Annotated in this window: 24 protein-coding genes; 13 read left to right on the top strand and 11 right to left on the bottom strand. The window is 32.7% G+C overall.

Annotation, left to right across the window (positions count from 1 at the left end; translation table 11 throughout):
* Window positions 1–265: 265 nt before the first annotated feature.
* The 6 genes from HXZ69_RS07075 to HXZ69_RS07050 all read right to left on the bottom strand — a co-directional run bounded on the left by HXZ69_RS07075 (window position 266) and on the right by HXZ69_RS07050 (window position 4,525).
* Window positions 266–787: a plastocyanin/azurin family copper-binding protein gene (locus HXZ69_RS07075; RefSeq protein WP_125349193.1), complete on the bottom strand. Its 522-nt coding sequence runs from the start codon at window positions 785–787 to the stop codon at window positions 266–268.
* Window positions 788–883: 96 nt separating this feature from the next.
* Window positions 884–1,531, bottom strand: a complete 648-nt coding sequence (locus HXZ69_RS07070; protein WP_052217917.1) for a 7-carboxy-7-deazaguanine synthase QueE — start codon at window positions 1,529–1,531, stop codon at window positions 884–886.
* Window positions 1,532–1,535: 4 nt separating this feature from the next.
* Window positions 1,536–2,411, bottom strand: a complete 876-nt coding sequence (locus HXZ69_RS07065) for a bifunctional 5,10-methylenetetrahydrofolate dehydrogenase/5,10-methenyltetrahydrofolate cyclohydrolase (RefSeq protein ID WP_125349219.1) — start codon at window positions 2,409–2,411, stop codon at window positions 1,536–1,538.
* A gap of 150 nt (window positions 2,412–2,561) precedes the next feature.
* Window positions 2,562–2,984 (bottom strand): hypothetical protein, encoded by a 423-nt coding sequence (locus tag HXZ69_RS07060; protein ID WP_286495472.1) that lies wholly within the window; start codon window positions 2,982–2,984, stop codon window positions 2,562–2,564.
* A 124-nt stretch (window positions 2,985–3,108) separates the two neighbouring features.
* Window positions 3,109–3,522, bottom strand: coding sequence for a hypothetical protein (locus tag HXZ69_RS07055; protein ID WP_038336563.1), 414 nt, complete (start codon window positions 3,520–3,522; stop codon window positions 3,109–3,111).
* Window position 3,523: 1 nt separating this feature from the next.
* Window positions 3,524–4,525, bottom strand: a complete 1,002-nt coding sequence (locus tag HXZ69_RS07050) for an NAD(P)H-dependent glycerol-3-phosphate dehydrogenase (protein WP_038336564.1) — start codon at window positions 4,523–4,525, stop codon at window positions 3,524–3,526.
* Window positions 4,526–4,621: 96 nt separating this feature from the next.
* Between HXZ69_RS07050 and HXZ69_RS07045 the strand changes: the two genes are divergently transcribed.
* From HXZ69_RS07045 to HXZ69_RS07010, 8 genes are all read left to right on the top strand, one after another.
* Entirely contained in the window at window positions 4,622–6,040 is a 1,419-nt protein-coding gene (locus HXZ69_RS07045; RefSeq protein WP_125349197.1) for a lipopolysaccharide biosynthesis protein, read from the top strand.
* Window positions 6,041–6,042: 2 nt separating this feature from the next.
* Window positions 6,043–6,477, top strand: a complete 435-nt coding sequence (gene dut / locus HXZ69_RS07040) for a dUTP diphosphatase (RefSeq protein WP_038336568.1) — start codon at window positions 6,043–6,045, stop codon at window positions 6,475–6,477.
* 93 nt (window positions 6,478–6,570) lie between these two features.
* Window positions 6,571–7,593 (top strand): sugar phosphate nucleotidyltransferase, encoded by a 1,023-nt coding sequence (locus HXZ69_RS07035; protein ID WP_280045870.1) that lies wholly within the window; start codon window positions 6,571–6,573, stop codon window positions 7,591–7,593.
* Window positions 7,594–7,599: 6 nt separating this feature from the next.
* Window positions 7,600–8,388, top strand: coding sequence for a lipoprotein insertase outer membrane protein LolB1 (gene lolB1 / locus HXZ69_RS07030; RefSeq protein ID WP_286495471.1), 789 nt, complete (start codon window positions 7,600–7,602; stop codon window positions 8,386–8,388).
* Window positions 8,388–10,055 (top strand): murein hydrolase activator EnvC family protein, encoded by a 1,668-nt coding sequence (locus HXZ69_RS07025; protein ID WP_286495470.1) that lies wholly within the window; start codon window positions 8,388–8,390, stop codon window positions 10,053–10,055. The genes lolB1 and HXZ69_RS07025 overlap by 1 nt, the downstream gene beginning before the upstream one ends.
* Window positions 10,056–10,092: 37 nt before the next feature.
* Complete coding sequence (tatA, locus tag HXZ69_RS07020; RefSeq protein ID WP_038336575.1) at window positions 10,093–10,275, top strand: twin-arginine translocase TatA/TatE family subunit; 183 nt, start codon at window positions 10,093–10,095, stop codon at window positions 10,273–10,275.
* Window positions 10,276–10,356: 81 nt separating this feature from the next.
* A complete protein-coding gene (locus HXZ69_RS07015) occupies window positions 10,357–10,968 on the top strand; it encodes a DUF4254 domain-containing protein (RefSeq protein WP_114998393.1) in 612 nt (203 codons plus the stop codon).
* 267 nt (window positions 10,969–11,235) lie between these two features.
* Window positions 11,236–13,437, top strand: coding sequence for a M1 family metallopeptidase (locus tag HXZ69_RS07010; RefSeq protein ID WP_221854110.1), 2,202 nt, complete (start codon window positions 11,236–11,238; stop codon window positions 13,435–13,437).
* Window positions 13,438–13,528: 91 nt separating this feature from the next.
* On the opposite strand, the gene HXZ69_RS07005 is transcribed toward HXZ69_RS07010, so the two are convergent.
* Window positions 13,529–15,667, bottom strand: a complete 2,139-nt coding sequence (locus tag HXZ69_RS07005) for a S9 family peptidase (RefSeq protein WP_286495468.1) — start codon at window positions 15,665–15,667, stop codon at window positions 13,529–13,531.
* Between the two features lie 9 nt (window positions 15,668–15,676).
* A complete protein-coding gene (locus tag HXZ69_RS07000) occupies window positions 15,677–16,024 on the bottom strand; it encodes an arsenate reductase family protein (protein WP_038334703.1) in 348 nt (115 codons plus the stop codon).
* A gap of 110 nt (window positions 16,025–16,134) precedes the next feature.
* On the opposite strand from HXZ69_RS07000, the gene rluF reads away from it, so the two are divergent.
* The 3 genes from rluF (at window position 16,135) to HXZ69_RS06985 (ending at window position 20,414) form a co-directional block, all read left to right on the top strand.
* Window positions 16,135–17,049 carry a 23S rRNA pseudouridine(2604) synthase RluF gene (gene rluF / locus HXZ69_RS06995; RefSeq protein WP_038334704.1) on the top strand — a complete coding sequence of 305 codons (915 nt, stop codon included), beginning with the start codon at window positions 16,135–16,137 and terminating at the stop codon, window positions 17,047–17,049.
* A gap of 114 nt (window positions 17,050–17,163) precedes the next feature.
* A complete protein-coding gene (locus HXZ69_RS06990; RefSeq protein WP_286495467.1) occupies window positions 17,164–19,608 on the top strand; it encodes an alpha/beta hydrolase family protein in 2,445 nt (814 codons plus the stop codon).
* A gap of 83 nt (window positions 19,609–19,691) precedes the next feature.
* Window positions 19,692–20,414, top strand: coding sequence for a GLPGLI family protein (locus HXZ69_RS06985; protein ID WP_125349206.1), 723 nt, complete (start codon window positions 19,692–19,694; stop codon window positions 20,412–20,414).
* Window positions 20,415–20,468: 54 nt separating this feature from the next.
* On the opposite strand, the gene HXZ69_RS06980 is transcribed toward HXZ69_RS06985, so the two are convergent.
* The 3 genes from HXZ69_RS06980 to HXZ69_RS06970 are packed head-to-tail and all read right to left on the bottom strand — an operon-like array spanning window position 20,469 to window position 23,290.
* On the bottom strand, window positions 20,469–21,413 hold the full coding sequence (locus HXZ69_RS06980; RefSeq protein WP_038334708.1) for a pseudouridine synthase: 945 nt from the start codon (window positions 21,411–21,413) through the stop codon (window positions 20,469–20,471).
* A gap of 10 nt (window positions 21,414–21,423) precedes the next feature.
* On the bottom strand, window positions 21,424–22,347 hold the full coding sequence (locus tag HXZ69_RS06975; RefSeq protein ID WP_114998383.1) for a UbiA family prenyltransferase: 924 nt from the start codon (window positions 22,345–22,347) through the stop codon (window positions 21,424–21,426).
* Between the two features lie 25 nt (window positions 22,348–22,372).
* Window positions 22,373–23,290 carry a mevalonate kinase family protein gene (locus HXZ69_RS06970; protein ID WP_280049240.1) on the bottom strand — a complete coding sequence of 306 codons (918 nt, stop codon included), beginning with the start codon at window positions 23,288–23,290 and terminating at the stop codon, window positions 22,373–22,375.
* A gap of 243 nt (window positions 23,291–23,533) precedes the next feature.
* On the opposite strand from HXZ69_RS06970, the gene HXZ69_RS06965 reads away from it, so the two are divergent.
* Together HXZ69_RS06965 and HXZ69_RS06960 are read left to right on the top strand one after the other, a co-directional pair.
* The gene (locus HXZ69_RS06965; RefSeq protein ID WP_286495466.1) at window positions 23,534–24,190 is read left to right on the top strand and encodes a CBS domain-containing protein; all 657 of its coding nucleotides are present in this window, start codon (window positions 23,534–23,536) and stop codon (window positions 24,188–24,190) included.
* Entirely contained in the window at window positions 24,190–25,074 is an 885-nt protein-coding gene (locus tag HXZ69_RS06960) for an NAD kinase (protein ID WP_280049239.1), read from the top strand. The genes HXZ69_RS06965 and HXZ69_RS06960 overlap by 1 nt, the downstream gene beginning before the upstream one ends.
* Window positions 25,075–25,184 lie beyond the last annotated feature (110 nt).

The following is a 25,184-nucleotide window of genomic DNA, read 5'->3' as shown; positions in this document are numbered from 1 at the left end:
TCCAACTCAAAGATAATTTGAGATCCGAAATTTACGCGCTTTTTTTACGCTTTCTTTTAACGTTTAGGACGCTAATGGATAAAAATGTTTAAAATAAGTGTTAAATATTTGAATATTAAATTGTTGAAAAACAAAAAAGCCTGTTGAAAAACAGGCTTAAAATTAACACATGAGGACAAAATTTACTCTACTAAATCTTATACGTACATGAATATTTCAATATTTGTGCCAAAACTATATTTGACATAAAAAATAATTGCACAATCTATTTAACTGCTTTAATTTTTCCATTCATTGTTGCAAAATGTCCTGGGAAAGAGCATAAAAAATCATAAGTACCTTCTTCTAAGGTAAATTTGATTTGATCATTTTCTTTACCACCTAACAATTTTGTGTGCGCAATAATTTCTGATTGTAATTCTGTCGGAATATAATCTGTCGCCTTAGCAGAAGCCGCTGTATTTGCAAAAGCAGAAGCATCAGAACCTGGTTTTAACAAAATAAAATTATGTCCCATTGCTTCTTTTGACATTTCACCAGCATTCATTAAGATTAAAGTTACTTCTTCACCAGCTTTTACTGTAAATTCAGTTTTATCGTAGCGCATATCATCACTCGCTTTCAAAACAATATGATTGTTTGTAGCAGGCGTAGCTGTAGAAGTTTCAGCATCTTCTGATGGAGCTGTACTATAATCTATTTCTGGTTGAGTTGATTCATCTTTCTTAGAATCTCCGCAGCTCATCATCAAAATTGCCGCGAAACTCATCAAAGCTATTTTTTTCATTATTTCAATTTTTTGTTTGATGTAAAAATAATGAAATTCAGTAACTTAAAAAAATTTACTCAGTCTAAATAGAACTGATTTTAAACAGATAAATTTCTAAGGAATATCCAAATATTTGTGTGTTTGTAAAGAATAACGCCATTTTGGATTTTCTTTTACATATTCCACAATCAATGGAAGGTTTTTGTCGCGTTTGCTCCACTCTGTTTGTAAGAAAAGCGTACAATCTTTTCCAACTCGAGCAGCTTGTTCTTCAGCAAATTGAAAATCGTGATTATTGAACACAATACATTTCAATTCATTTGCAGCTTCGCAAACTTCGTCTAACGGCAACATTAATTTCTTAGGAGAAAGACAAACCCAATCAATTTCTCCGCTCAACGGATAGGCACCCGAAGTTTCAATATGGATTCTTGCACCTTTTTCGTGTAGTTTTTTTGTCAAATAAGTCAAATCCCACATTAAAGGTTCTCCTCCTGTAATGATGATTGTTTTGGCTTGAGAAGTTGCCAAATCCACCAATTCATCCACATTAGTTAAGGGATGCTTTTCAGCATCCCAACTATCTTTTACATCGCACCAATGGCAACCAACATCACAACCTCCTAATCGAATAAAATAAGAAGCCACACCTGTGTACATTCCTTCACCTTGAATTGTGTAAAAATGCTCCATAACAGGCAATAATTTCCCTTCTTGTATCAATTGTTGTTCTTCTGCAGTTGTTGATGCAATGTGTATCATAATTTTATTTTTTGTTGTTGTATGCCAACAATGTGTTTTTTAATAACATAGCGCGTGTCATTGGTCCAACTCCTCCTGGAACTGGCGTTATCCACGATGCTTTTTCTTTTACATTATCAAAATCTACATCACCAGCTAATCTAAATCCTCGTGGATTAGTTTCGTCATCAACGCGTGTAATTCCTACGTCAACGATAACCGCTCCAACTTTTACCATATCAGCTTTTAAGAAACCAGGAACACCTAATGCAGTGATCACAATATCAGCTTCTTTTGTAAATTGTTCTAAATTTTGAGTTTTCGAATGAGTTAATGTTACTGTACTGTTTCCAGGATTTCCGTTTTTACTCATCAAAATACTCATTGGGCGACCAACGATGCGAGAACGACCAATCACAACTGTATGTTTACCAGCTGTATCAATGTTGTAACGCTCTAACATTTCCATAATTCCGTAAGGTGTAGCAGGTAAAAATGTTTCCATTTCTAACGCCATTTTACCAAAATTCATCGGATGAAAACCATCTACATCTTTCTTAGGATCAATTGCATTGATAACCGCTTCTTGATCGATGTGTTTTGGTAATGGCAATTGCACGATAAACCCGTCCAATGTATCATCATTGTTCCATTTTTCAATTTCTGCAATCAAATCTTCTTGAGAAATTGTATCAGGCAAACGTAATTCTGATGACTCGAAACCTACAAAATGACAATCCTTGATTTTATTGTCAACATAGGTCTGAGAAGCACCATTACTTCCTACTAAAATTGCACCCAAATGTGGTACACGAACTCCTTGGTCCTTGTAATTCTGCACCAGCTCCTTGATCTCTTGTTTGATCTCTTTTGCCAGTTTAATACCGTCTAAAATTTGCATTGTTTTGTTGTGTTTGCGCAAAGATACGGACAAATTGGAAAATAAATCATTAAGTTTTGAGTTGATGATTTTCTGATTAAATAGAAAAACCACTTCGTTGTGAAGTGGTTTTAGCATTATTGATATTTTTTCTGCGATTCTTTTAAGTAATTAAAAACTTGTGTTGTGTTCATTTTTTTTAGAATTTATATTAAAAATAAACATGCCAGTTTCGAAATTGAAATAATAATCTTTTTCTCCATTTTTCAATTGAAACCATTCCAACAAACCATTTGTAAGATTAACACCAATCCAATTGATTTGTGAAGTTTTCAGATCGAAAATAAAATTATCATTCGGATTATTTGTGGTGATATAATGTGTTTTGTCGTCCAAAACATATAAAACACCACTTCCTTGAAACGCTTTCATTTTTAAGAATTTTGATTGTAGATTTCCAAAGTTATAACGCAAAACTGCTTTAAATTCTACATTTGGAGGAACTTGTGTTAACAAAGCATTTTGTTTCTTTTCGCGTGATTTACTTGCCCAAAAAGTTATTCCAAGAAGTAGTGCAAATGGAGAAAAAAACAAAATAATGATGATAGTAATGAAAGAATGTTATCCATAGTAGGTTGATTTAGGTTGTGTTAAGATACAAAAAAAAAGCTGTTAGTTTTCTAACAGCTTTTTTTAAATTTTATAAAGTTTGATTTTATTACAAATTACTCATTTTTTCTTCTACAACTTTTCGTTCTTGTACAATCAAATGATCTTCTTCTGTCGGAAATTGAAAAATTCCAGAATTGATGCTTTCAATGCGTTTCAAGACTTCGTAAGATGCTTTTGCTTTTGTAAAATCTTCTCGATTGAGATAAATACGAATCGCTTTCATAAACGTCAAAATATTTTTCTTTTTCAATTCATCTGCCAACAAAAATTGATCGCGTTCTTCGTTTGCTTCCAATAAAGTCGACAAATTATTATCATCAATTTTGTAATACGATTGTAACATTTGATTGAAAATAATCAAAAAACCTTCATCTGCATTTCCAACTTCTAACGAAATGATTCGAGCCAATGTTTTGTTTAATTCTTGAATATATTTTGAAATAAAATCTTGTTTAATCATCTTAATCTAATTTTTTAGACAACTTTTCGAAAGTTTTTTTTGCGTTTTTATCTTCGTATAAAATCTTATGAACAGCGTTGATAATTGGCGCTTTTATTTGGTATTGCTCATTCATAATTGCCACACCTTTTGTCGCATAGTAACCTTCGGCAACCATATTCATCTCCAAAATAGCAGATTTTACGGTGTAACCTTTTCCAATCATATTTCCGAACATTCGATTTCGTGAAAAGAACGAATATCCTGTTACTAACAAATCGCCTAAATAAGCCGAATCGTTAATTTTACGCTTCATTGGACTTGCAGTTTTTAAAATATGATTCATTTCTCGAATCGCATTACTCATCAAAACTGCTTGGAAATTATCTCCATAACCCAAACCATGCGCTATACCTGCTGCAATCGCGTAAATATTTTTCAATACCGCGCCAAATTCAGTTCCGTAAATATCGTTTGAAAGTTTCGTTTTGATAAAATCACATGCTAAACAATCCGCAACAACTTGTGCTTTGTTTTCGTCTTGCGCCGCAATTGTTAAATAAGAAAGACGCTCCAAAGCAACTTCCTCAGCGTGACAAGGACCACTTACAATTCCTAATTGTTCTTCTTTTACATCGAATTTATCAAACAAATATTGTCCAACCAATTGATAATGATCTGGAATAATTCCTTTGATTGATGTTACTACAAATTTATCTGTCAACGGAACAGTTAATTTACTTAAACAATCGGCAACGTAAATAGATGGCACAACCAAAAAGATTATATCCGAATTCATGACAACTTCGTTGATATCCGTTGAAATTTTAAGCTTTTCTGACTTAAATTCGACATCAGTTAAATAATTTGGATTATGTCTATTTCGCTCCAAATATCCTTTTACGTATTCATCTTTTACCCACCAGTTGAAAGTTTCAAGGTTTTTATTCAGCATTTTTGCAATCGCAGTTGCCCAGCTTCCATTCCCTATTAATCCAACTTTACGATTAGATAACTCTATCATAATATATGTATTGAATAGACAAAGTTAATTAATTTGTAGCTTAGGTATTTTGAATTTTACGAAAAGAAACTCAATTTTGTAAAAATTTTAACGACTTTGTATAAAAAGCTTTTTAGTGAGACCATTATCTACGGTATTGGCTCTATATTGCCGAGGGTAATTATTTTAGCATTGAATTTTTTTATTATCAAGCAAGTTGATAATTCAGATTTTGCAATGTTTTCTCAATTATATTCTGCGGTTTCTTTCCTGAATGTCATTTTAACATTTGGTTTCGAGACTGCATTTTTCCGTTATGCAACCGAAGAAGGAATGTATCAAAAAGTGTTGAATACAGCTTTTTGGTTTATGGTGATGAGTTCTACTGCAATGCTCGTTTTAGTTTTTCTTTTTTTACAACCTCTGGCAGATTCTGCAAATTATAGCGATCACCCAGAATATATTTTGTGGTTTGCGTGGATTGCTTTTTTTGATGCAATTTGTGTGATCCCTTTTGCAGTTCTACGTTTTAAAAATCGACCAATATTATATACAACAATTCGCGTAATTCAGAATGTTTTTCAAGCAGTTTTGACAATTGGTTTGTTGTATTATGTTTCGAAAGATTTTATGCTAGGTTTAGGTTTTGATAATGCGATTTCCTATCCTTTTATAGCGAATTTATTAGCGAGTATTTTAGGATTTGTATTATTAATAGGCGTTGTACGTCATGTTCAATTCAAATTTGATCAATCACTTTTCAAACAAATGTTTTTGTACGGTTATCCGATTATGATTGCTGGTTTGGGGTATATTTTAAATGAAAATTTCGATAAATTAGTTCAACGACAATTAATAGATCCAGCAGCAGCGGGTTCTTATGGTGCTTGTTACAAATTAGCAACATTAATGACGCTTTTCGTTACAGCTTATCGAATGGGAATAGAACCATTTTTCTTTAAAGTTGCCAAAAAAGGAGATGCAAAACAGACATACGCGAATATTTTGTTCTTTTTCAGTATCATTTGTAATATTGTAATTCTTGGAATTTTAGCAAATATTGACTGGATTAAGAAAATATTTGTTCCAAATTCAACGTATTGGAATGCTTTAGATATTGTCCCAATTATTTTAATTGCGAATTTATTTTTCGGAATTTATTATAACCTTTCAACATGGTACAAAGTAACGGATAGAACAAGTATCGGAACTATAATTTCATTGGTTGGTGGTGCGATTACTATTATTTTGAATGTTTTTTTATTGCCAAAATATGGTTTTATGGTTTCTGCCTGGACAACTTTATTGGCGTATGGTGTAATGATGGTGATTTCGTACATTTGGGGTCAGAAAGTTTATCCGATTCCGTATAAAGTCAATAAAATTGTACTTTACATGGGAATTGCAATTGCTTTAGCATGTACAAATTATTACATTCTCGATTCTAATTTGATTATTGGTAATCTGATTCTTATCGTGTACATTGCGTTTATTGCGTTTGCGGAAAAAAATACACTTAAAAAACTAAGAAAATAAAGATGAAAGTAAAAGTTATCAACATCTCGAAACACGCTTTACCAGAATATAAAACAGCTTTATCGGCTGGAATGGATTTAACAGCTAACATTGATGCACCAATCGAATTAAAACCTTTGGAAAGAAGATTAATTCCAACAGGATTGAGCATCGAATTACCAGCAGGTTACGAAGCACAAGTTCGTCCTCGTAGTGGAATGGCGTTAAAATATGGTTTAACTTGTTTGAATTCTCCTGGAACAATTGATGCAGATTATCGTGGAGAAATCGGTGTTATTTTAGCTAATGTTTCAAACGAAGCCGTTACAATCAACGATGGGGAGCGTATTGCACAATTAGTGATCGCGAAACACGAAACGGTTGAGTGGGAAGAATCTAACGCTTTAAATGAAACTGAACGCGGAGCTGGAGGTTTCGGAAGTACAGGAAAACAATAATTTTTTTGTCATTCTGAGCTTGTCGAAGAATCTAAAAAAGAAGTAATTCAATTATAAAATATCAATCTAACAAAAAATATTTTTAGAAATAAAATGAAAATTATTATCCCAATGGCAGGACGTGGTTCACGTTTACGCCCTCATACATTAACAACACCAAAACCATTAATTCCAATTGCAGGAAAACCAATCGTGCATCGTTTGGTAGAAGATATTGCGAAGGTTTGTTCAGAAAAAATTGACGAAATTGCTTTTGTAATTGGTGATTTTGGAGCTGAGGTTGAAGCTGATTTAATTGCAATTGCAGAAAAATTAGGAGCAAAAGGAACAATTTGTCATCAATTGGAGCCGCTTGGAACAGCGCATTCTATTTGGATGGCAAAAGAAGCTTTGGATGGACCAACGGTTGTGGCGTATGCAGACACATTATTTCGTGCAGATTTCAAATTAGATATGGAGTCGGATGGGGTTGTTTGGGTAAAACAAGTTGAAAATCCATCAGCTTTTGGAGTTGTGAAATTAGACGATAACAGTGTTATCACTGATTTCGTAGAAAAACCAAAAGAATTTGTTTCGGATTTAGCAATTATCGGAATTTACTTTTTCCGTGATGGACAAAAGCTATATAAAGAAATCGAATATTTATTAGAAAATGATATTCAAAAAGGAGGTGAATATCAATTGACGGATGCATTAGAAAATATGCGTGCTGCGGGTGATAAATTTACGCTTGGAAAAGTAGACGAATGGATGGATTGTGGTAACAAAGCCGTTACTGTAGATACAAACACTCGTGTTCTTAACTTAGATAAAGAAGAATTTAAAGGAATTGCTGCATCAGCAACGGTTGACAATTCATTAATCATCGAGCCATGTTTTATTGGAGAAAATGTTGTGATTAAAAATTCGAAAATTGGACCTTTTGTTTCATTAGGAAATGGAACAGTTGTTGAAAACTCGAATATTGATAACAGTTTGATTCAAGAAAATTCAATCATCAGTAATGCAAATCTTACAGATACAATGATCGGAAACAATGCCAAATATTATGGTGTTTCGCGTAGTATTAGTTTAGGAGATTACTCAGAATTGGATTTTAAATCTCACGAAGCTTAAAAAATTATGATTAAAAAATTAACGTATATCTTTTGTTTAGGAGTTCTTGCAACAGCTTGTAACACTCAGAAAGTAGCAAAAGTAGATAAAGATAATACAGAAGTTGTTTCGGCTTCTTCAAAAATTATTCAACAAACCTTATCAAAAAAATCATCATTCAAAGATTTGACGATTAAGGCAAAAGTTTCAGCAGATTTGGGAGATGCAAATGCTACAATTGCTGTAAAAAATGGGCAAAAGATATGGGTTAATGCTACGAAATTTGGACTTACAGGTGCACGCGCATTGATTACGCCTGATGGTTTTTCGGCTTTCGAAAAAATCGGTGGAACATATTATGAAGGAGATTTTTCTATCGCAAATAAATTATTGAAAGTTGATTTTATCGATTATCAAAAATTACAAAATTTGATGTTAGGAAAAGTTTTCGTTGATCTAAATCCTACAGATTATACAGCGACTTTTACAGATAATCAATATACGATTACATATAATAAAAATCAAGCGATTGCGACTTCTCCAAAAGAAGGTGAATACATACAAACATATGTTTTTGATAACGGTTTCCGATTGAAAGAAGCACATCTGAAAGATCCAAAACGAAAAATGGAAGTTGATTTGGCTTACGACAATTGGGTAAAAGCTGGAGCAGAGGAATTTCCGAAAAATGTTAAAATTATTATAAAAGAGAAAAAAACGCGTCAAATAGACTTGGAATATAATAGTTTTACGTTTCAGGAAACGAACACACCGTTCTCAATTCCAGATGGGTATAAGAAAAAAGAAATAAAATAATGAAGTTTGTTTTATCAACTGTACTTTTAACGTTGTCATTATCAGTGTTTGCGCAGGTTCCGTACAATAAAGCGAACTTACAAAAACAGAATGCTCAGCTTAAAAAAGAGATTATAAACTTAAACAAACAACTCGAGGTTAATAAGCAAAATTCGAAGTTAAATGTTGATTTTGTGCAGAATTTGACGAAAAAAATTCAGGTTCAAACAAAATTAGTCAACAACTTATCAAAAGAAAAACGCTTTATCGAGGACGAAATTTATTTAACTCAATTAGAGATTAATAAACTTTCGCGCGAGTTGGTTGAGCTAAAAAAAGACTACAAACAGGTTTTGGTTCGTGCATACAAGAACAAATCTGTTGAAAATAAATTACTTTTTGTGCTTTCTTCTAAAAGTTTGGGAGAGGCTTATCGTCGTATCAAATATTTAGAAAAATATTCGGCTTTTCAATTAGGACAAGCTAATGAAATTATCGGTAAACAAACTGATATTCAAACGAAAAAAGCGAAAAAAGAAAAAGCGAAAGACGAAAAAGAAAAAGTACTTTCTCAGCAAACTTTATTTAGTCAAAATCTTGAAAAAGAAAGATTAACAAAAGAGAAAGCGGTCGAAGAATTCCGTAAAAACGAAGGTGTTATTGTTGCTGAAATCAATGCAAAAGAAGCACAACAACGTCAAATTGATGCACAGATTAAAGCAATTATTGAAGAAGAGATTCGACAAGCAAAGATTCGTGCAGAAAAAGATTTAAAAGATTGGAACGAAGCTAAACGAGGAAATACAATTGCATCTTATAATGAGTATTTAAGAGATAACCCAAAAGGAGATTATGCGAAATCAGCTCGTACAGCTATTTTAAGAATTGAGAATGATGCCAAAGCATGGAATATTGCACGTTCAGCGCATACAAAACAAGCGTATCAATCTTATTTAAATCATCATCCAACAGGAAGTTTCGTATCTACAGCAAAAACAGAAGTTGCTAAATTTGAACAATTAGAACGCGAAGCTGAAGCAGAACGTCAACGTATCATTGCACAACGTAAAGCAGAAGAGGAAGCTCGTTTGAAAGCTCAAAAAGAAGAAGATGCTCGTAAAATTGCAGCAGCTAAAGCTGAAGCTGAGCGTAAAGCGAAGATAGAAGCTGAGCAGAAAGTTGTTGTAAAAGTGCCAGAAAAAGAACGTGTTGTAAAAGTAGATGCAGTAAAACCAGCTGAGACTTTTGCAGAACGTCCAGATTCTGAAGGTATTTCGGGAGAATTCTCATCAAACAAAGGTCGTCTACCTTGGCCTGTTGATAAAGGAACGGTTGTAAGTAGATTTGGAGCTAATTCTCACCCAGTTTTATCTAATATTACAACGCAAAATAGTGGTGTTGATATTTCAACTTATCGTGGAGCACATGCACGTGCTGTTTACGAAGGAACTGTTCAAGCTGTAATGAGTGTATCTGGAAATGGTAAGTCTGTATTGGTAAGACATGGTTCGTATTATTCAGTTTATACAAACTTATCAAGTGTAAGTGTTTCGAAAGGTGATGATGTAAAACGTGGTCAGTCTTTAGGAATTATCTATACAAGTGGAGATGGAGAAACAATCATGAATTTCCAAGTTTGGAGCGGAACAACAAAACAAAATCCTGCTTCTTGGGTAGCGGGAATGTAATAAATTAATTATATATTTGCATTAAAATCAATTCAGTATGGGATTAGGAGGTAAAGAATGGATCGTAATCGTACTTGTTGTGTTATTATTATTCGGAGGAAAGAAAATTCCTGAATTAATGAAAGGATTAGGTTCTGGATTAAACGAATTCAAGAAAGCAACAAAAGATGATAACAAATCAGAAGCTACTGAAAGTACTTCTGACAAAAAAGAAAATTAAAATATATTTTTAATTAGATAATAGAGCATTGTAGTTGCGTATACAATTACAATGCTTTTATTTTATAAACTAAAACAAAACATGAAATTCACAGATAAAGCTTGGTCTATTTTTAATCAAAGTATCAATGATTATCACAAATATGATGATGTAAATCGTCAAATCGAAAATCCATATAGCGAAGAAGATTTAATCGCTCATTTATTGTACAAAAAAAATTGGATTGATACAGTTCAATGGCATTTAGAAGATATTATTCGTGATCCACAAATTGATCCAGTAGAAGCATTAAGCTTAAAACGTTGGATTGATAAATCAAACCAAGAACGTACAGATATGGTAGAATATGTGGATAGCTGGTTTTTACAACAATATGCGAATGTAGAAGTAAAAGCAGATGCAACTTACAATACAGAATCTCCTGCGTGGGCTGTAGACCGTTTTTCTATTTTATCGCTTAAGGTTTATCACATGAAACAAGAGGTAGAACGTGAGGATGCAACACCGGAGCATAAAGCAGCTTGTCAAGTGAAATTAGATGTTTTGAATCAACAACATCAAGATTTATCAACAGCGATTGAAGAATTGTTGGCTGATTTTGAAGCAGGTAAAAAATACATGAAAGTGTATAAACAAATGAAAATGTATAATGACGAGGATTTGAATCCAGTTCTTTATGCAAACAAGAAATAATTTTCAGAAAAATTAATAAAATATAGAAAACTCATCTTTTTTGGATGAGTTTTTTTATTGCGTACAAATATGTTAATTTCATCTAATCAAAATATTAGAATGAAAAAACTGAAATTTATTACTTGCTTTACCTTATAATCAACCTAAAAATTAACACCAGAAGAATTTAAAAAGCTTCAAACTAAAATTTTAGAATAATTATAAAGTTGAAATTACCTCGTATTGAAAAATATGAGGTAATTTTATAATTACTGTAAAATTTCACACATGAAGAAAAATTATTTCAAACCCTTACTTTTAGGAATAAGTTTATTCTCGATTTCGGTTTTTGGTCAACAAGAAAAACCAAAATACGATTATCAAGAAGCTTTCAAACCATTTTTTTATCAGAATAATGCAACAGAAACTCGTTCGGCGAGTGGAAAACCAGGTCATAATTATTGGCAAAATCGTGCAGATTATAATCTGAATGTTAGTTTGAATGAAGAAAAAAATGAAATTTCGGGAACATCTGAAATTACATATACCAACAATAGTTTTGATGATTTAGACTTTTTGTGGTTACAATTGGATCAAAATTTATTCAAAAAAGAATCTCGAGGAAGTGCTTTATTACCGATTTCTGGAAGCCGTTATGGTGATTCAACTTCTGAATTTGAAGGAGGTTATAAAATTAAATCTGTTCAAATAGACGGAAAAGAAGCGAAATACACTGTTTCGGATACACGCATGCAAATTGATTTGATTAATCATTTGAAAGCTCGTGGAGGAAAAACAAAAATAAAAATCGAATATTCATTTGTTTCACCAGATTATGGAGCCGATAGAATGGGTGTAGAACCAACTAAAAATGGAAAGATTTTTACGATGGCGCAATGGTTTCCTCGCATGGCGGTTTACGATGACATCATGGGATGGAATACATTACCATACTTAGGACCAGGAGAATTTTATCTGGAATATGGAGATGTAACAGCAAATATTACAGTTCCGTCTACGCATTATGTGGTTGGTTCAGGAGAATTATTGAATGAAAACGAAGTCTACTCGAAAGAAGAAGTGAATCGTTGGAACAAAGCAAAAGCGAGTGATAAAACCGTTATTATTCGTTCTGCTGATGAGGTAAACAAAGCGACAAAAGTTGCAAAAGGAACAAAAACGTGGAAATTTAAAATTCAGAATACACGTGATTTTGCTTGGGCTTCATCATCTTCGTTCATCTTAGATGCAGCAAAAATTAATCTTCCAAGTGGTCAAAAATCGTTGGCAATTTCGGCTTATCCAGTAGAAAGTGACGGTAATGATGCTTGGGGAAGATCGACAGAATATACAAAAGCTTCTATTGAGCATTACTCGAAACAATGGTTAGAGTATCCTTATCCAGCGGCGACAAATGTGGCAGGAAATGAGGGTGGAATGGAATATCCTGGGATTGTTTTTTGTCATATGACTTCGAAAGGTGAAGGACTTTGGGGTGTTACAGATCACGAATTTGGACATATTTGGTTCCCGATGATTGTTGGTTCTAATGAGCGTGTTCATGGTTGGATGGACGAAGGTTTTAATACGTTTATCAATGATATTTCGACGAAGAATTTCAACAATGGCGAATATTACAAAAAGCAATCTGCACAACGAATGGCGGGTTATTTATTCAGCGATAATCTTGAGCCTGTAACGACTCAACCAGATAATATGCGCGAAAGAAATATCGGTGCATTGTTGTATTATAAGCCAGGTGCAGGAATGAAAGTTTTGCGTGAAACAATTTTGGGTGAAGAAAAATTCGATAAAGCATTGCGCCAATACATCAAATATTGGGCATATAAACATCCAACGCCAGAAGATTTTTTCCGCACGATGGAAAATGTTTCAGGAGAAGAATTATCTTGGTTTTGGAGAGGTTGGTTTTTGAATAAATGGACAATTGATCAAGGAATTAACAGTGCAAAATATGTAGATGGAGATTACAAAAAAGGCTTGATTTTGAAAGTTGAAAATTTTGGACAATTACCAATGCCAACTACTGTTCAAGTGAACTTTAAAGATGGGACTTCTCAAGAAGTTAAATTACCGATTGAAGTTTGGAAACGTAATACAGAATGGACATTCAAAGTGCCTTCAACAAAAGAAGTTTCGATGATTAAATTGGATCCAAATGGAGCTTTACCAGATATTGATTTGAAGAATAATACATTCAATATGGCGGATGCAAAACCTGTTGAAAAGGTTAATCCAAAAGAATACGAAGGTACATTTACGAATAAACAAATTAATTCAGAATTTGTGTTGAAAGCTGAAAACGATAAATTGAAATTAGTTTTTGGTGGACAAACTATTCCATTAGATTATCAAGGTGATAGTAAATTTGTGAATGAACAAGGCGGTTTGGAGTTGACTTTTGCAAAAGATAAAAAGACATTTTCTGTAGAAGAAGCTGGACAAAAGTTTGAGTTTACAAAGAAGTAAATTTGTTCTAAATTTTCATACTGAACCCGTTTTAGCATCACATCATAAAATATAAAAAACCACTTCATAAGAAGTGGTTTTTTGTTGACTATTATTTTTGAGATGTACCTTCTGGTTTAAGATATAAATCGAAGTAATCTGTAATTTTTTGCATCAAATGAACGCGATCTTTTCCACGAACATTATGCTCATGTCCAGGATAAACAAAATAATCCATTTGCATACCATTTTTCACTGCTTCGCGAATAAAATCAATCGAATGTTGCCAAACAACCACATTATCTTGCGCTCCGTGAATCATCAATAATTTACCTTTTAAGTCTTTTACACGGTTAATTAAATTCGTGTTTTTGAAACCTTCAGGATTATCTTGTGGCGATTCCATGTAACGTTCTGTGTACATAATTTCGTATTGTGTCCAATCTAAAACTGGTCCACCAGCAACACCAACTTTGAAAACATCAGGCTTACGTAACATAAAAGAAGTAGTCATAAATCCACCATAAGACCAACCATGAATTCCCATGCGTTCCGCATCTACGAAAGGCAAAGTTTTCAAGAAATCAACACCTTTCATTTGGTCATTCATTTCTGTAGTTGCTACATTTCCGTGAATCGCTTGTTCAAATTTAAGACCTCTATTCGCCGATCCGCGTCCGTCCATTGTAAATACAACATAACCTTTTTCCGCTAAATGATCGTACCAAAGATTTCCTGTTGCAGGAAAACGATTTGTGATTAATTGCGCGTGAGGACCATTGTATAAATAAACGATAACGGGATATTTTTTCGAAGAATCAAAGTTTGTTGGATAGATTAATTTTCCATACAAATCTGTTCCATCATCTGCTTTTAACGTTACATTTTCAACTTTCGCTGTATTGTAATTTGCCAAAGGATTTTGAGCAGTTAAGATATTTTGTTTGAATTTTCCGTTTGCATCCAATACATCAATTTTACGAGGCGTGTTATCATTACTCCAATTATCAATTGCATATTCTCCGTTCGTTGAAACCGAAACATTGTGCGTTCCAGCATCAGTTGTTATTTTACGCAATTTTCCATTCTCCCAATTCACCGCATATAAATGACGATCTTTCGGAGAATCTTTTGTTGTCATGATTAAGAATTCTTTTTTCTTCGCATTTTCTCCAACAAGATCCGTTACAATCCAATCTCCTTTTGTGATTTGGTTCAATAATTTTCCTTCCGTATTGAATCGGTACAAATGCATAAAACCATCGCGTTGCGACCACCAAACAAACTCGTTATTTTTTCCTGGAATAAAATGTAATTCATTTTGAGGTTCTACATATTTTGTATCATCTTCTTTGAATAATGTTTTAATCAATTTCCCTGAAACTGCATCATATTGATTCAATTCCATGTGCTTTTGATTACGAGAAAGTAAAGCAATATAAATATGTTTTTCGTCTGGCGACCACGTAACCGAAGTTAAATAATGATCTACTTCTGGGTGAGTTTCTAAGAAAGTCGTTTTTTGAGTGGTTGGATTATAAACACCTAACGTAACCGTATGATTTTTTGTTCCAGCAAACGGATATTTGATATTTTTGTTCACTGCAGGTTGTACCGACCAATCGATAATTGGATAATCTGTAACCGCTGTTTGATCCATTCTATAAAATGCAACTAAATTCCCTTTTGGAGAGATGAAAATTCCTTTGTGAATCCCGAACTCATTTTGATGAACCGATTTTCCATTCACTATTTCATATTTTCCGTCTTTGGTAATTTGATGTGTTTTTCCAGCTTTATCAACAAAAAATAAATTGTTGTCAATTACATATCCAACTTGATTATTCGTCGCGTCAAATTCTATATTTTCTGCATTGTCAGGTAATTTCAACCAATCGTTTTGTTGACCAGCAGTTGTAATTGTTTTGTAACCTGTTTTTGTAGAAAAATAAGCTTGCTTATCATTGATCCAATTCAAAGAAGGAATTCTTTTATTCTCAAATTGAGAACTTCTAAAAATTGTATCAGTTTTAAGAGATGGAACTTCTTTCTTGATTAAAGCTTCTCCGTATGATGTTTTTACATTTTGCGTGTACGCATTTTGATTCGGAATCCATTGAACTTGATTTAGATTTTCGATACGTAAATTCGTCGATAATCCAAGTACAGCATCTTCCATTGTGACATTCTTTTTCTGAGCAATTAAACTCGCGCTCATTAAAAGTGTAGTCAATAAAATTGTTTTTTTCATGTGTGATTTCTATTTCAAATATTGCCCAAGTGCTTCTAAGTTTTTCTTTTCATTCCCAATAAAAATTTTGTCTCCATCTACCACGACAGGACGTTTTAGGAAAGTATAATCTGATAAAATATAATTTTTGATATCATCTTCAGAAAGCTGTTGATCTTTCAATCCTAATTTTTTGTAATTCTGTGCACGACGTGAAAATAGAGCTTCGTAGTTGCCAGCTAAATTCTTCATTTCTTCTAATTCTTCTGCTGTTATCGCAGTCGATTTTATTTCATGCAAATCAAAACCTGTAAAATCAAACTCTTTCATAATACGTTTGCACGTATCGCAAGTTTTCAAAAAAAATATTTTTTTCATTTCTCAAAATCTTTGGTTTTGTAAAGATAAATAAGTTTCATCGTTTTGCAGAATGATAAAGAATTTTGTCAAAATATATTTCAAATCGATAAAAAACTATCTTTGCAAGTATGGAAGAAACTAATTTTTTGCGTTTAAACAAATATATTAGCGATAGTGGTTTTTGTTCGCGTCGCGAAGCAGATCAATACATCGAAAATCGTTTGGTACAAATTAATGGACGAGTTGCTAAAATTGGGCAATTTGTAGGACCAAATGATGTGGTGACTGTAAAAGGTGTCGAAATAGAACCGCGCGAAAAGGAGCATGCGGTTTATATTATGCTGAATAAACCTGTGGGCGTTACGTGTACAACAGATCCTACAGATCCAGATAATATTATCGATTTTCTTTCGTTTGGAGAACGAATTTTTCCGATTGGTCGTTTAGATAAAGATTCGCAAGGATTGATTTTATTGACAAGCGATGGTGATATTGTGAATAAGATTTTACGTGCTGGAAATAATCACGAAAAAGAATACATTGTAACCGTTGATAAACCAATTACGGATGAATTTTGCGAACGAATGTCGAAAGGTGTTCCGATTCTTAATCAGGTTACGAAGAAATGTAAGATCGAAAAAATAAGTACAAATGTTTTCAAAATTACATTGATTCAAGGTTTGAATAGACAGATTCGTCGTATGTGCGAATATTTTGGATATGGTGTAAAAAAATTAGAACGTGTTCGGATTATGAATTTAACGTTGAATGTAGGAATTGGTCAACATCGAGATTTAACGGCAGAAGAATTAGCAGAAATCAATCGCTTGACGAAAGATTCGGAAAAACACGAAGAAAAGAAACCAGCTTCAAAATCAAAAAAATCATCAGCGAAAAAAACAAAAGAAATTTCTCCAGATTTTAAAGATTCGAAAGGAAAATCAATTAAAAAGCCAGTAAAAAAATCAACAACTCAAGCCAGAGTAGGAAAAAGTAAACCACCTACAAATACGAAAGGAGGTAAATTTGGTAAAAGAAGATAAAATCAAAAGACGAATATTTTTCGTCTTTTTTTATACATTTTAGTCAAAACTAACTTCTATCATGTCATTTTACCAAAGATTCAATATCTTTATAAAGTAAAATCTTAAAAACACATGAAGAAAATTGTTTATTCGTTGCTTTTTATAGCGATGACTTTTGGTGCATCGGTAAAAGCACAAGAAAATGTTACTTATCAATTGCCTCCGCAAGAAATTTTACAATTGGCAGATGCAGATATGCCGCCGTCAATTAGTACAGATCGTAAAGCGGAGAATGCATTTTTGTCTTATAGAAGTCGTTATAAAACGATTAATGAATTGTCAGAAACGGAATTACGTTTAGCAGGATTACGAATTAATCCAGTTACAAATATTAATTCACGTGAAACATTCAGTGAGAAAATTACTTATTTTGATCTGAAAACTTCAAAGGAAAAAACGATAGCTGGTTTACCTGCAAAAGGTCGTTTTTCTAATCAATCTTGGAACACTTCTCAATCGAAATTTGCCGTTACAAATACAACAAATAAAGGTGTAGAATTGTGGATTGTTGACGTAAAAACGCAAGCTGCAACAAAAGTTTATGAAGATAAATTAAACGCAAACTTAGGTCGTCCTTTCAATTGGATTTCAGATACAGAATTAATTGTGAATGTAATTCCAGCTTCTAAAAAAGCTTTGATTGATACGAAAGACGCAATTGCGACTGGACCTACAGTTTCTGTTGCTGACGGAAAAGAAGCGCAAAACAGAACCTATCAAGATTTATTACAAAATAAAAATGATGAGTTTAACTTTGAGCAATTAGCAATTTCTGAATTAGTAAAAGTAAATATCGAAACTGGAGCAAAATCGAAATGGAAAGATGCTGCGATGTACACAGATATTTCGACTTCTCCAGATGGGCAATATGTTTTGGTGAACGAAATCAAAAAGCCTTTTTCATATTTAGTAACTTACAATAGTTTCCCTTCAACTGATATTGTGTATGATATCAATGGAAAATTAGTAAAAGAAGTTGATCATAAAGAGTTACAAGAAGTTGTTCCGAAAGGATTTTCTTCGACGATTATGGGAAAAAGAAATTTGTATTGGAGAGCAGATAAACCAAATACATTGTATTGGGTTGAGGCTTTAGATGGTGGTGATGCAAATAAGCCTGCGGAATATCGCGATGCGCTTTATCAAGTTGCCGCGCCTTTTACTGCGAACAAAGAGTTGTTGGTAAAAGTAAAAGATCGTTACAGAGGAGTGACTTGGGGGAATGATGAGGTTGCGATTGTGAGAGATGCTTGGTATAACACGCGTAACGAAAGTAGTTATTTGTTCAATCCGTCAAATCCAACTCAAGAACCAATCCGTTTTTTCAGTAGAAATTCGCAAGATGCTTACAATAATCCTGGAAATTTCGTAACTGAAATGAATGATTATGGTTACAATGTTTTAGCGATTAACAAAGGAAAATTGATGTTAGTTGGAGAAGGAGTTTCTGCGGAAGGAATTTTACCTTTTGTTGATGATTTTGATATCAAAACGCAAAAAACTTCTCGTTTATGGAGAGCGCAGAAATCAGATAAATTAGAAGCGATTGCTCGTGTTATCGATCCGAAGAAAGGGATCATTTTAGAACAAATTCAATCGAAATCAGATTATCCAAATTTATATGTTCGTAATATTTTTCAGAAAGGAGGAAAGCCAAAACAAGTAACGTTTACAAAAAATCCTTTTGAAGCAATGAACAAAGTTTCGAAAGAGTTAATTACGTACAAACGAGCTGATGGTGTAGAATTATCAGGAACTTTATACTTGCCACCAAATTATGATAAAACGAAAAAGGAAAAGTTACCAATGTTAATGTGGGCTTATCCTCGCGAGTTCAAAGATGCATCTACGGCTGGTCAGGTAACAACTTCTGAAAATAAATTTACTTCTCCTTCTTACGGAGGTCCTATTTATTGGGCATTGAGAGGATATGCGGTTTTAGATGATGCGGCTTTCCCGATTATTGGAGAAGGAAAAGAAGAGCCAAATGATACCTTCGTTCCTCAATTGGTTGCCAATGCAAAAGCAGCGATTGATGCGGTAGATAAATTAGGTTATATTGATCGTGAAAGAGTTGCGGTTGGTGGACATTCTTATGGTGCGTTTATGACAGCGAATTTATTAACACATTCTAATTTATTTGCGGCAGGTATTGCGCGTTCAGGTGCGTATAACCGTACATTGACGCCGTTTGGATTCCAGTCAGAACAACGTAATTATTGGGAAGCTCCAGATGTTTACAACACAATGGCGCCTTTCCAAAATGCAGATAAAATGAAAACACCATTGTTGTTAATTCATGGTGAAGCTGATAATAATACAGGAACTTTCCCATTGCAATCTGAGCGTTATTTCAACGCGTTGAAAGGTTTGGGAGCGACAACTCGTTTGGTTTTATTACCACAAGAATCTCATGGATATGCAGCCAGAGAAAATATTCTACACATGTTGTGGGAACAAGATCAATGGTTAGAGAAATATGTGAAAAACAAAGGAAAAAATTCTGAAAAGAAATAATTTCAATACAAGAAAAGCGATTCAATTTTGAATCGCTTTTTTATTGTAAATAATCATTATATTTAGTTCATAATTAATCATCTATGAAATTAAAAGCTTTACTATTCTTTCTAACAATTTTTTCTCCATTTCTTTTTGCTCAAAATTTGTGGAAAGTAGAATATGAAACCTATGATAAAATCTTTTTTGATGAAAAAGATCCTGTTTATAAAGCAGCATTAGATAAAAACAATTCTACACCAAAATATTATCAATTACTTTTTGATGAAAATCAGTCGTTTTTCAGTGAAGTTGTAAAAATTGATAATAGTCAAAATCAATCATCTATGTCGATGAGTACAATTGATAATAATATTTACATAGATTATAAAACTCTACAATATAAAATTGAAGGAAATTATGTAAACAAAAATATTTTAATAATAGATAATTTGCCAAAATACACTTGGACAATTAGTCGAGAATCAAAAGAAATTTTGGGTATTAAAGTTAAAAAAGCAACAACTGAATACAAAGATTCTAAGATAGAAGTTTGGTTTGCGCCAACTTTACAACCAAAAGGCGGACCAATATTTTTCAATGGGTTGTCAGGTTTGATTTTAGAATTGAAAGCTGTAACAACAAGGAAAGACGAAAGTTACGAAACGACTTTTAGAGCAATTAATATAAAAGAAGCATCTAAAAACGAAGTGATTAAAATTCCATCAAAAGGTCAAAAAATGACACAAATTGAGAAAGACGATTTTGTAAAAGAAGCGAATAGAAAAATGATGGAAGCCTATAATAATAAGGTTTCTAAAGATTAAAACACAAAAAAACCACTTCGAAAGAAGTGGTTTTTAAATTTTATAGCTGAGGTATTATAACATTTTCAAGAAGTTAACTTCTAATTCTGTTAATCTTCTAAAATCACCTCTTTGTAAAGTTTTCTTTGTAAGTCCGGCAAAAGAAACGCGGTCTAACGCTTCTACTTCGTATCCTTTTGTTTCGAAAATACGACGTACAACGCGGTTCCAACCAATGTGTAATTCTACACCAACTTCATTTTTCGGTCTACCTTCGATAAAAGAAATTTCGTCAACAACTGCAATTCCTTCAGGAATTAAACGAACACCTTTTTTGATGTCAGCCAAATCATTTGCTGTTAACTTTTTGTCCAATGTAACGTGATATATTTTTTTGATATCATGACTTGGATGTGTTAATTTCTTAGTTAAATAACCATCATTTGTAAACAATAAAACTCCTGTTGTTTGTCTATCCAAGCGTCCTACTGGGAAAATTCTCGCTGTAGTTGCTGTAGACATTAAGTCCATCACAGTTTTACGTCCTTTTTCATCATTTGATGTTGAAATAAAACCTTTTGGTTTATTCAACACAAAATATACATTTTTCTCTGAAGAGATTTTACGACCATCGAAACGAACTTCATCATCGGGTTGTACTTTATAACCCATTTCAGTAATCACTTGACCATTCACTGTAACGATTCCAGTTTTGATCAACTCGTCGGCCTCTCTTCTGGATGCAATCCCTGCATTCGCTACATATTTATTTAAACGAATAGTCCCGTCATCAACTGGTGCTTTTTTCAGTCTTTTAACAAATGGTTTTTCACCTGGTTTGTTAAACGGTTTCTTTGGTCCAAAACTTTTCTTTCCTTCTTCTGATGGTTTTCCACCAAAAGTTGGTTTTCCTTTCCCTGAAGATGGTTTAGAAGAAGAATTTCCTCTTGCTCCACCTTTTCCACGATTGTTCCCGCCTTGGGAATTTCTGTCGTTGGATTGATTTCGTCTGTTATTCATCTGAATTTGATTAATTTATGCGCTGATTAAAATTTTGCGCAATAGTTTGCAAAGTTAAGGGATTTATTTCGATTAATACGATACTAAATACACCCGCAACAATCATTCCCTTAAAAAAATAATGTAAAATCTTATATGCTTGTGTCGATTTTATTCTCCAAATTATAAATAAAATCACTGTGAAAGCGATATTTGCAGCAATAAAAAAGTATTTCATCGCACCAACATCATTTTTCATAATGATAATAATTCCAATGATTAATTCTGTAATAATTAAACATGAAATCAAAACTTTTGTAAAATCTATTCCATATTTGATTGGAATTGAATCATAATTATAAATCAAATCTGCTTTTTGAGAACTCAAATCTTTTACAATATCAGTAATCAATAATAAAATACTCAAAAAAGTAGCATGTAAAGCCAAATTGAACGTGAAATGATCAAAATAAACCAATAAGGCGAAAAATGGCATGACACGAATAATAACCAAATAAAAGTTTTTGATCAATGCAAATCGATTGATTTTGTGGCTATAAAACCAAACCAGAAATTGATAAATCAAAAAGAAAATGAAAACCTTCCACGAAATTAAAGCTGCAATAATCAATGCTAAAGCATTCAGAACAATGTAAACAGTTAGTTTGAAACCTTGCGAAACTTGTTTCTGAAGATAAACTTGTAAAGGACGTTTGAGTTCGTCTTTTTCTAAATCGTAAAAATTATTGATGATATATCCCGCGGCCACACAAAGTATCGAACAAAGAATAAGCCCGTCCAACTTTGGATTTGTCAACAATTGACGATGACCAACTTCTGGCGCAAAAATAAAAAGTGCAGCAAGATATTGTGCCAATATTAACACAATTAAATTATAGCCACGAACAACAGAAAATAATGCAAAAACTTTTAAGATTATTTTCTGAACGTTCATTGATTATATTTTTATAAATTATTTTTTAGAATTTGTAAATAACTTCGGTCTGGAAGTCTTTTAAGTAGCTTTTCGCTTTGTCATAATCTTGTGTAAAACCAAGAACATAACCGCCTCCGCCAGATCCACAAAGTTTTAGGTAATACGTATCTGTATCAATTCCAGTTTTCCATGCATTCACCAGTTTTTGAGGAATCATTGGTCTGAAATGCTCATAACCCCAAGCTGACAATTTTTGAAGATTTGAAAAAAGTGGATTGTATTCACCTTTCACAAAGTTTTCGATACATGCGTTGTTGTATTTAATAAATTCTTCTTTCAATGTTTTACGAAAACCCTCTTTTTTCATTTTTTCGAAGAAAATATGAATCATTGGCGCCGTTTCTCCTGGTGTACCCGAATTGATTAAGAAAACCGCTCCTTTTCCGTCTACGTTTGCAGAAGGTAAACCAATTGTCGAAATATCATCTTTTGATTGAATTAACAAAGGAATATTCATATAACAAATCAAAGGATCAATTCCAGAACTTTTTCCATGAAAATGAGATTCTAAATTTCCGAAAAGAGCTTTTAATTTGCTAATTTTTTCTTTGTTTAGATTTTGATTGATATCAATTTTATTCAAGGCATATTTGTCATAAATAGCTGCAACCAAAGCGCCAGAACTACCTACACCATATCCTTGAGGAATGTTAGAATCGAAGTACATTCCGTTTGCAACATCTTCCGAAAAAGATTTTGTATCAAAAGTGTCCGCAAAATTCTCTTCTAAAAATTTCGCATAATTTTTCAAGTGAGCATTTGACTCTTCTGCAATTTCAGAAGGCTCAAATTTTAATGCACCTTGGTAAAAATTATAAGGAATTGTTAATCCTTTCGAGTTCTCAATAATTCCATATTCGCCAAAAAGTAAGATTTTGGCATAAAATAATGGGTTCTTCATTCAATGCTAAAATTGGTACTGCAAATCTACAAAATTTAAGCCATTCTTTTTTGAATTTGAGGAAGAGTTTTGCTTTAAAAAATTGTAAATCACATTATTTTTTGATTATTAGTAGATTTTGGAATATATTTTGACTAAATAATTTAGAATAAATTGGTTAAATTTCAATTAATAATCAATGATTTTAACCGAATTAGCATTAAAAATAGAGAATTAATGTATTAAAATATATAAATTTGTGCCATGTATATCACCGAATATCTATCGAATGAGATAAAACCAGGGAAAGTTAATTCTTCTCCAAGTCAGCTTTTAGAAGTTGTGCAAGAGAATAAATTGACGCATTTACCTTTGTTTAAAGGGTTGGATTTTATTGGAAATATCTCGGAAGAAGATTTGATTGAATTATCAATTGATGATGAAAAAGTAGATTATACTTCGTATTTGGAGAGTTTTTATCTTTCTGAATCGAGTACGCTTTTAGATGCAATTCAGATGATGTATACGAATCAGGCGAATATCTTACCGATTATTAATGAACAATCGCGTTATGTTGGTTTTATTACGGAAACGGATATTATCAACACGTTTGCAAATTTCCCTTTTGTCGCTGCACAAGGCGTTTCGATGTTAGTTTCGATTGCGGAAAAAGACTTGTCGATGACGGCGATTTCTAATATTATAGAAGTGAATAACGGAAAAATATTGGGAATGATGATTGTTGGAAATAAAGAAGATAGCGTTTATGTTTTGCTGAAATTTAGTTCATCAAACTTGTTAACAATTGGTGAAACATTTGAGCGATATGGATATCAAGTGATTCAAAAATTTTATAACGACGAAAAACAAGAACTTCTGCAAAGTCGTTATGCACAATTGTTAAAATACATGAATACCTAATGATAAAAGTTGCACTTTTTGGACAAAAAACAAGTACGTCTTTAACGGATATTATTCCACCATTTATTAATTATTTAATTCAGAACGAAATTGCTTTTTGTGTTGAGCAAAATTTTCTTCAAATCTTAAAAGAAACAACTGATTTTGATACTGATAATGTAGAAACCTATACTTCTCATGATGATTTAGACAAATCGGTTAAATTCTTATTCAGTTTTGGTGGAGACGGAACAATTTTATCAGCAACTACAATTGTTAGGGATTCTAATATTCCAATTATTGGTGTAAATACGGGACGTTTAGGCTTTTTAGCAACAATTAATAAAAGTGTGTTATTGGAGCAAATGGATAGTTTTTTCAATGATGATTATAACATTATTCCACGAACTTTATTAACCGTTAAAAGAAGTGATGGTGTAGAAATTGAAAATAATTTTGCGATTAACGAAGTGACTGTAGTTCGCCGTGAAACAACGAGTATGATTACGGTTGATGCTTATTTAAACAATGAATTTTTAAATTCTTTTTGGTCTGATGGTTTGATTATTTCTACGCCAACAGGTTCTACAGGATATTCGTTAAGTTGTGGTGGACCAATTGTTCATCCGTCTAATCAAAATTTTGTCATTACACCTGTTGCGCCACATAATCTAAATGTGCGTCCATTAGTTGTGTCAGAAAACGAAAAAATTGACTTAAAAATACGCAGTAGAGCTAATGAATATTTCCTTTCGTTAGATTCTCGTAACTTTCCTTTAACAACTGACGTCGAATTGACAATACAAAAAGCTGACTTCAAAATCTTAATCGTTGAAGCTATTGACGCGACTTATTTCACAACTTTGAGAGAAAAAATGCTTTGGGGTTCAGATAAAAGGAATTAAAATTTACAATAAAACTTCTTAATTTTTGTTAAATCAGTTACGTTGAATTGACTTTTGTTTATATTTGTTCGAATTTAAAAGAAGATAAAAAGCAAAAGCCGAAAAAATAA

The organism is Empedobacter sp. R132-2 (genome assembly GCF_030324375.1).
In the GTDB taxonomy this organism is placed as follows: Bacteria; Bacteroidota; Bacteroidia; order Flavobacteriales; family Weeksellaceae; genus Empedobacter; species Empedobacter falsenii_B.
The sequence above is the reverse complement of the archived record's forward strand: the minus strand, read 5'-3'. Positions and strand labels throughout refer to the sequence as shown.

What these genes read in the sequence shown, in the direction of transcription:
- HXZ69_RS07075 (WP_125349193.1), bottom strand. Translation starts at nt 787, where the DNA reads ATGAAAAAAATAGCTTTGATGAGTTTCGCGGCAATTTTGATGATGAGC.
- HXZ69_RS07070 (WP_052217917.1), bottom strand. Translation starts at nt 1,531, where the DNA reads ATGATACACATTGCATCAACAACTGCAGAAGAACAACAATTGATACAA.
- HXZ69_RS07065 (WP_125349219.1), bottom strand. Translation starts at nt 2,411, where the DNA reads ATGCAAATTTTAGACGGTATTAAACTGGCAAAAGAGATCAAACAAGAG.
- HXZ69_RS07055 (WP_038336563.1), bottom strand. Translation starts at nt 3,522, where the DNA reads ATGATTAAACAAGATTTTATTTCAAAATATATTCAAGAATTAAACAAA.
- HXZ69_RS07050 (WP_038336564.1), bottom strand. Translation starts at nt 4,525, where the DNA reads ATGATAGAGTTATCTAATCGTAAAGTTGGATTAATAGGGAATGGAAGC.
- dut (WP_038336568.1), top strand. Translation starts at nt 6,043, where the DNA reads ATGAAAGTAAAAGTTATCAACATCTCGAAACACGCTTTACCAGAATAT.
- HXZ69_RS07035 (WP_280045870.1), top strand. Translation starts at nt 6,571, where the DNA reads ATGAAAATTATTATCCCAATGGCAGGACGTGGTTCACGTTTACGCCCT.
- lolB1 (WP_286495471.1), top strand. Translation starts at nt 7,600, where the DNA reads ATGATTAAAAAATTAACGTATATCTTTTGTTTAGGAGTTCTTGCAACA.
- HXZ69_RS07025 (WP_286495470.1), top strand. Translation starts at nt 8,388, where the DNA reads ATGAAGTTTGTTTTATCAACTGTACTTTTAACGTTGTCATTATCAGTG.
- tatA (WP_038336575.1), top strand. Translation starts at nt 10,093, where the DNA reads ATGGGATTAGGAGGTAAAGAATGGATCGTAATCGTACTTGTTGTGTTA.
- HXZ69_RS07015 (WP_114998393.1), top strand. Translation starts at nt 10,357, where the DNA reads ATGAAATTCACAGATAAAGCTTGGTCTATTTTTAATCAAAGTATCAAT.
- HXZ69_RS07010 (WP_221854110.1), top strand. Translation starts at nt 11,236, where the DNA reads ATGAAGAAAAATTATTTCAAACCCTTACTTTTAGGAATAAGTTTATTC.
- HXZ69_RS07005 (WP_286495468.1), bottom strand. Translation starts at nt 15,667, where the DNA reads ATGAAAAAAACAATTTTATTGACTACACTTTTAATGAGCGCGAGTTTA.
- HXZ69_RS07000 (WP_038334703.1), bottom strand. Translation starts at nt 16,024, where the DNA reads ATGAAAAAAATATTTTTTTTGAAAACTTGCGATACGTGCAAACGTATT.
- rluF (WP_038334704.1), top strand. Translation starts at nt 16,135, where the DNA reads ATGGAAGAAACTAATTTTTTGCGTTTAAACAAATATATTAGCGATAGT.
- HXZ69_RS06990 (WP_286495467.1), top strand. Translation starts at nt 17,164, where the DNA reads ATGAAGAAAATTGTTTATTCGTTGCTTTTTATAGCGATGACTTTTGGT.
- HXZ69_RS06985 (WP_125349206.1), top strand. Translation starts at nt 19,692, where the DNA reads ATGAAATTAAAAGCTTTACTATTCTTTCTAACAATTTTTTCTCCATTT.
- HXZ69_RS06980 (WP_038334708.1), bottom strand. Translation starts at nt 21,413, where the DNA reads ATGAATAACAGACGAAATCAATCCAACGACAGAAATTCCCAAGGCGGG.
- HXZ69_RS06975 (WP_114998383.1), bottom strand. Translation starts at nt 22,347, where the DNA reads ATGAACGTTCAGAAAATAATCTTAAAAGTTTTTGCATTATTTTCTGTT.
- HXZ69_RS06970 (WP_280049240.1), bottom strand. Translation starts at nt 23,290, where the DNA reads ATGAAGAACCCATTATTTTATGCCAAAATCTTACTTTTTGGCGAATAT.
- HXZ69_RS06965 (WP_286495466.1), top strand. Translation starts at nt 23,534, where the DNA reads ATGTATATCACCGAATATCTATCGAATGAGATAAAACCAGGGAAAGTT.
- HXZ69_RS06960 (WP_280049239.1), top strand. Translation starts at nt 24,190, where the DNA reads ATGATAAAAGTTGCACTTTTTGGACAAAAAACAAGTACGTCTTTAACG.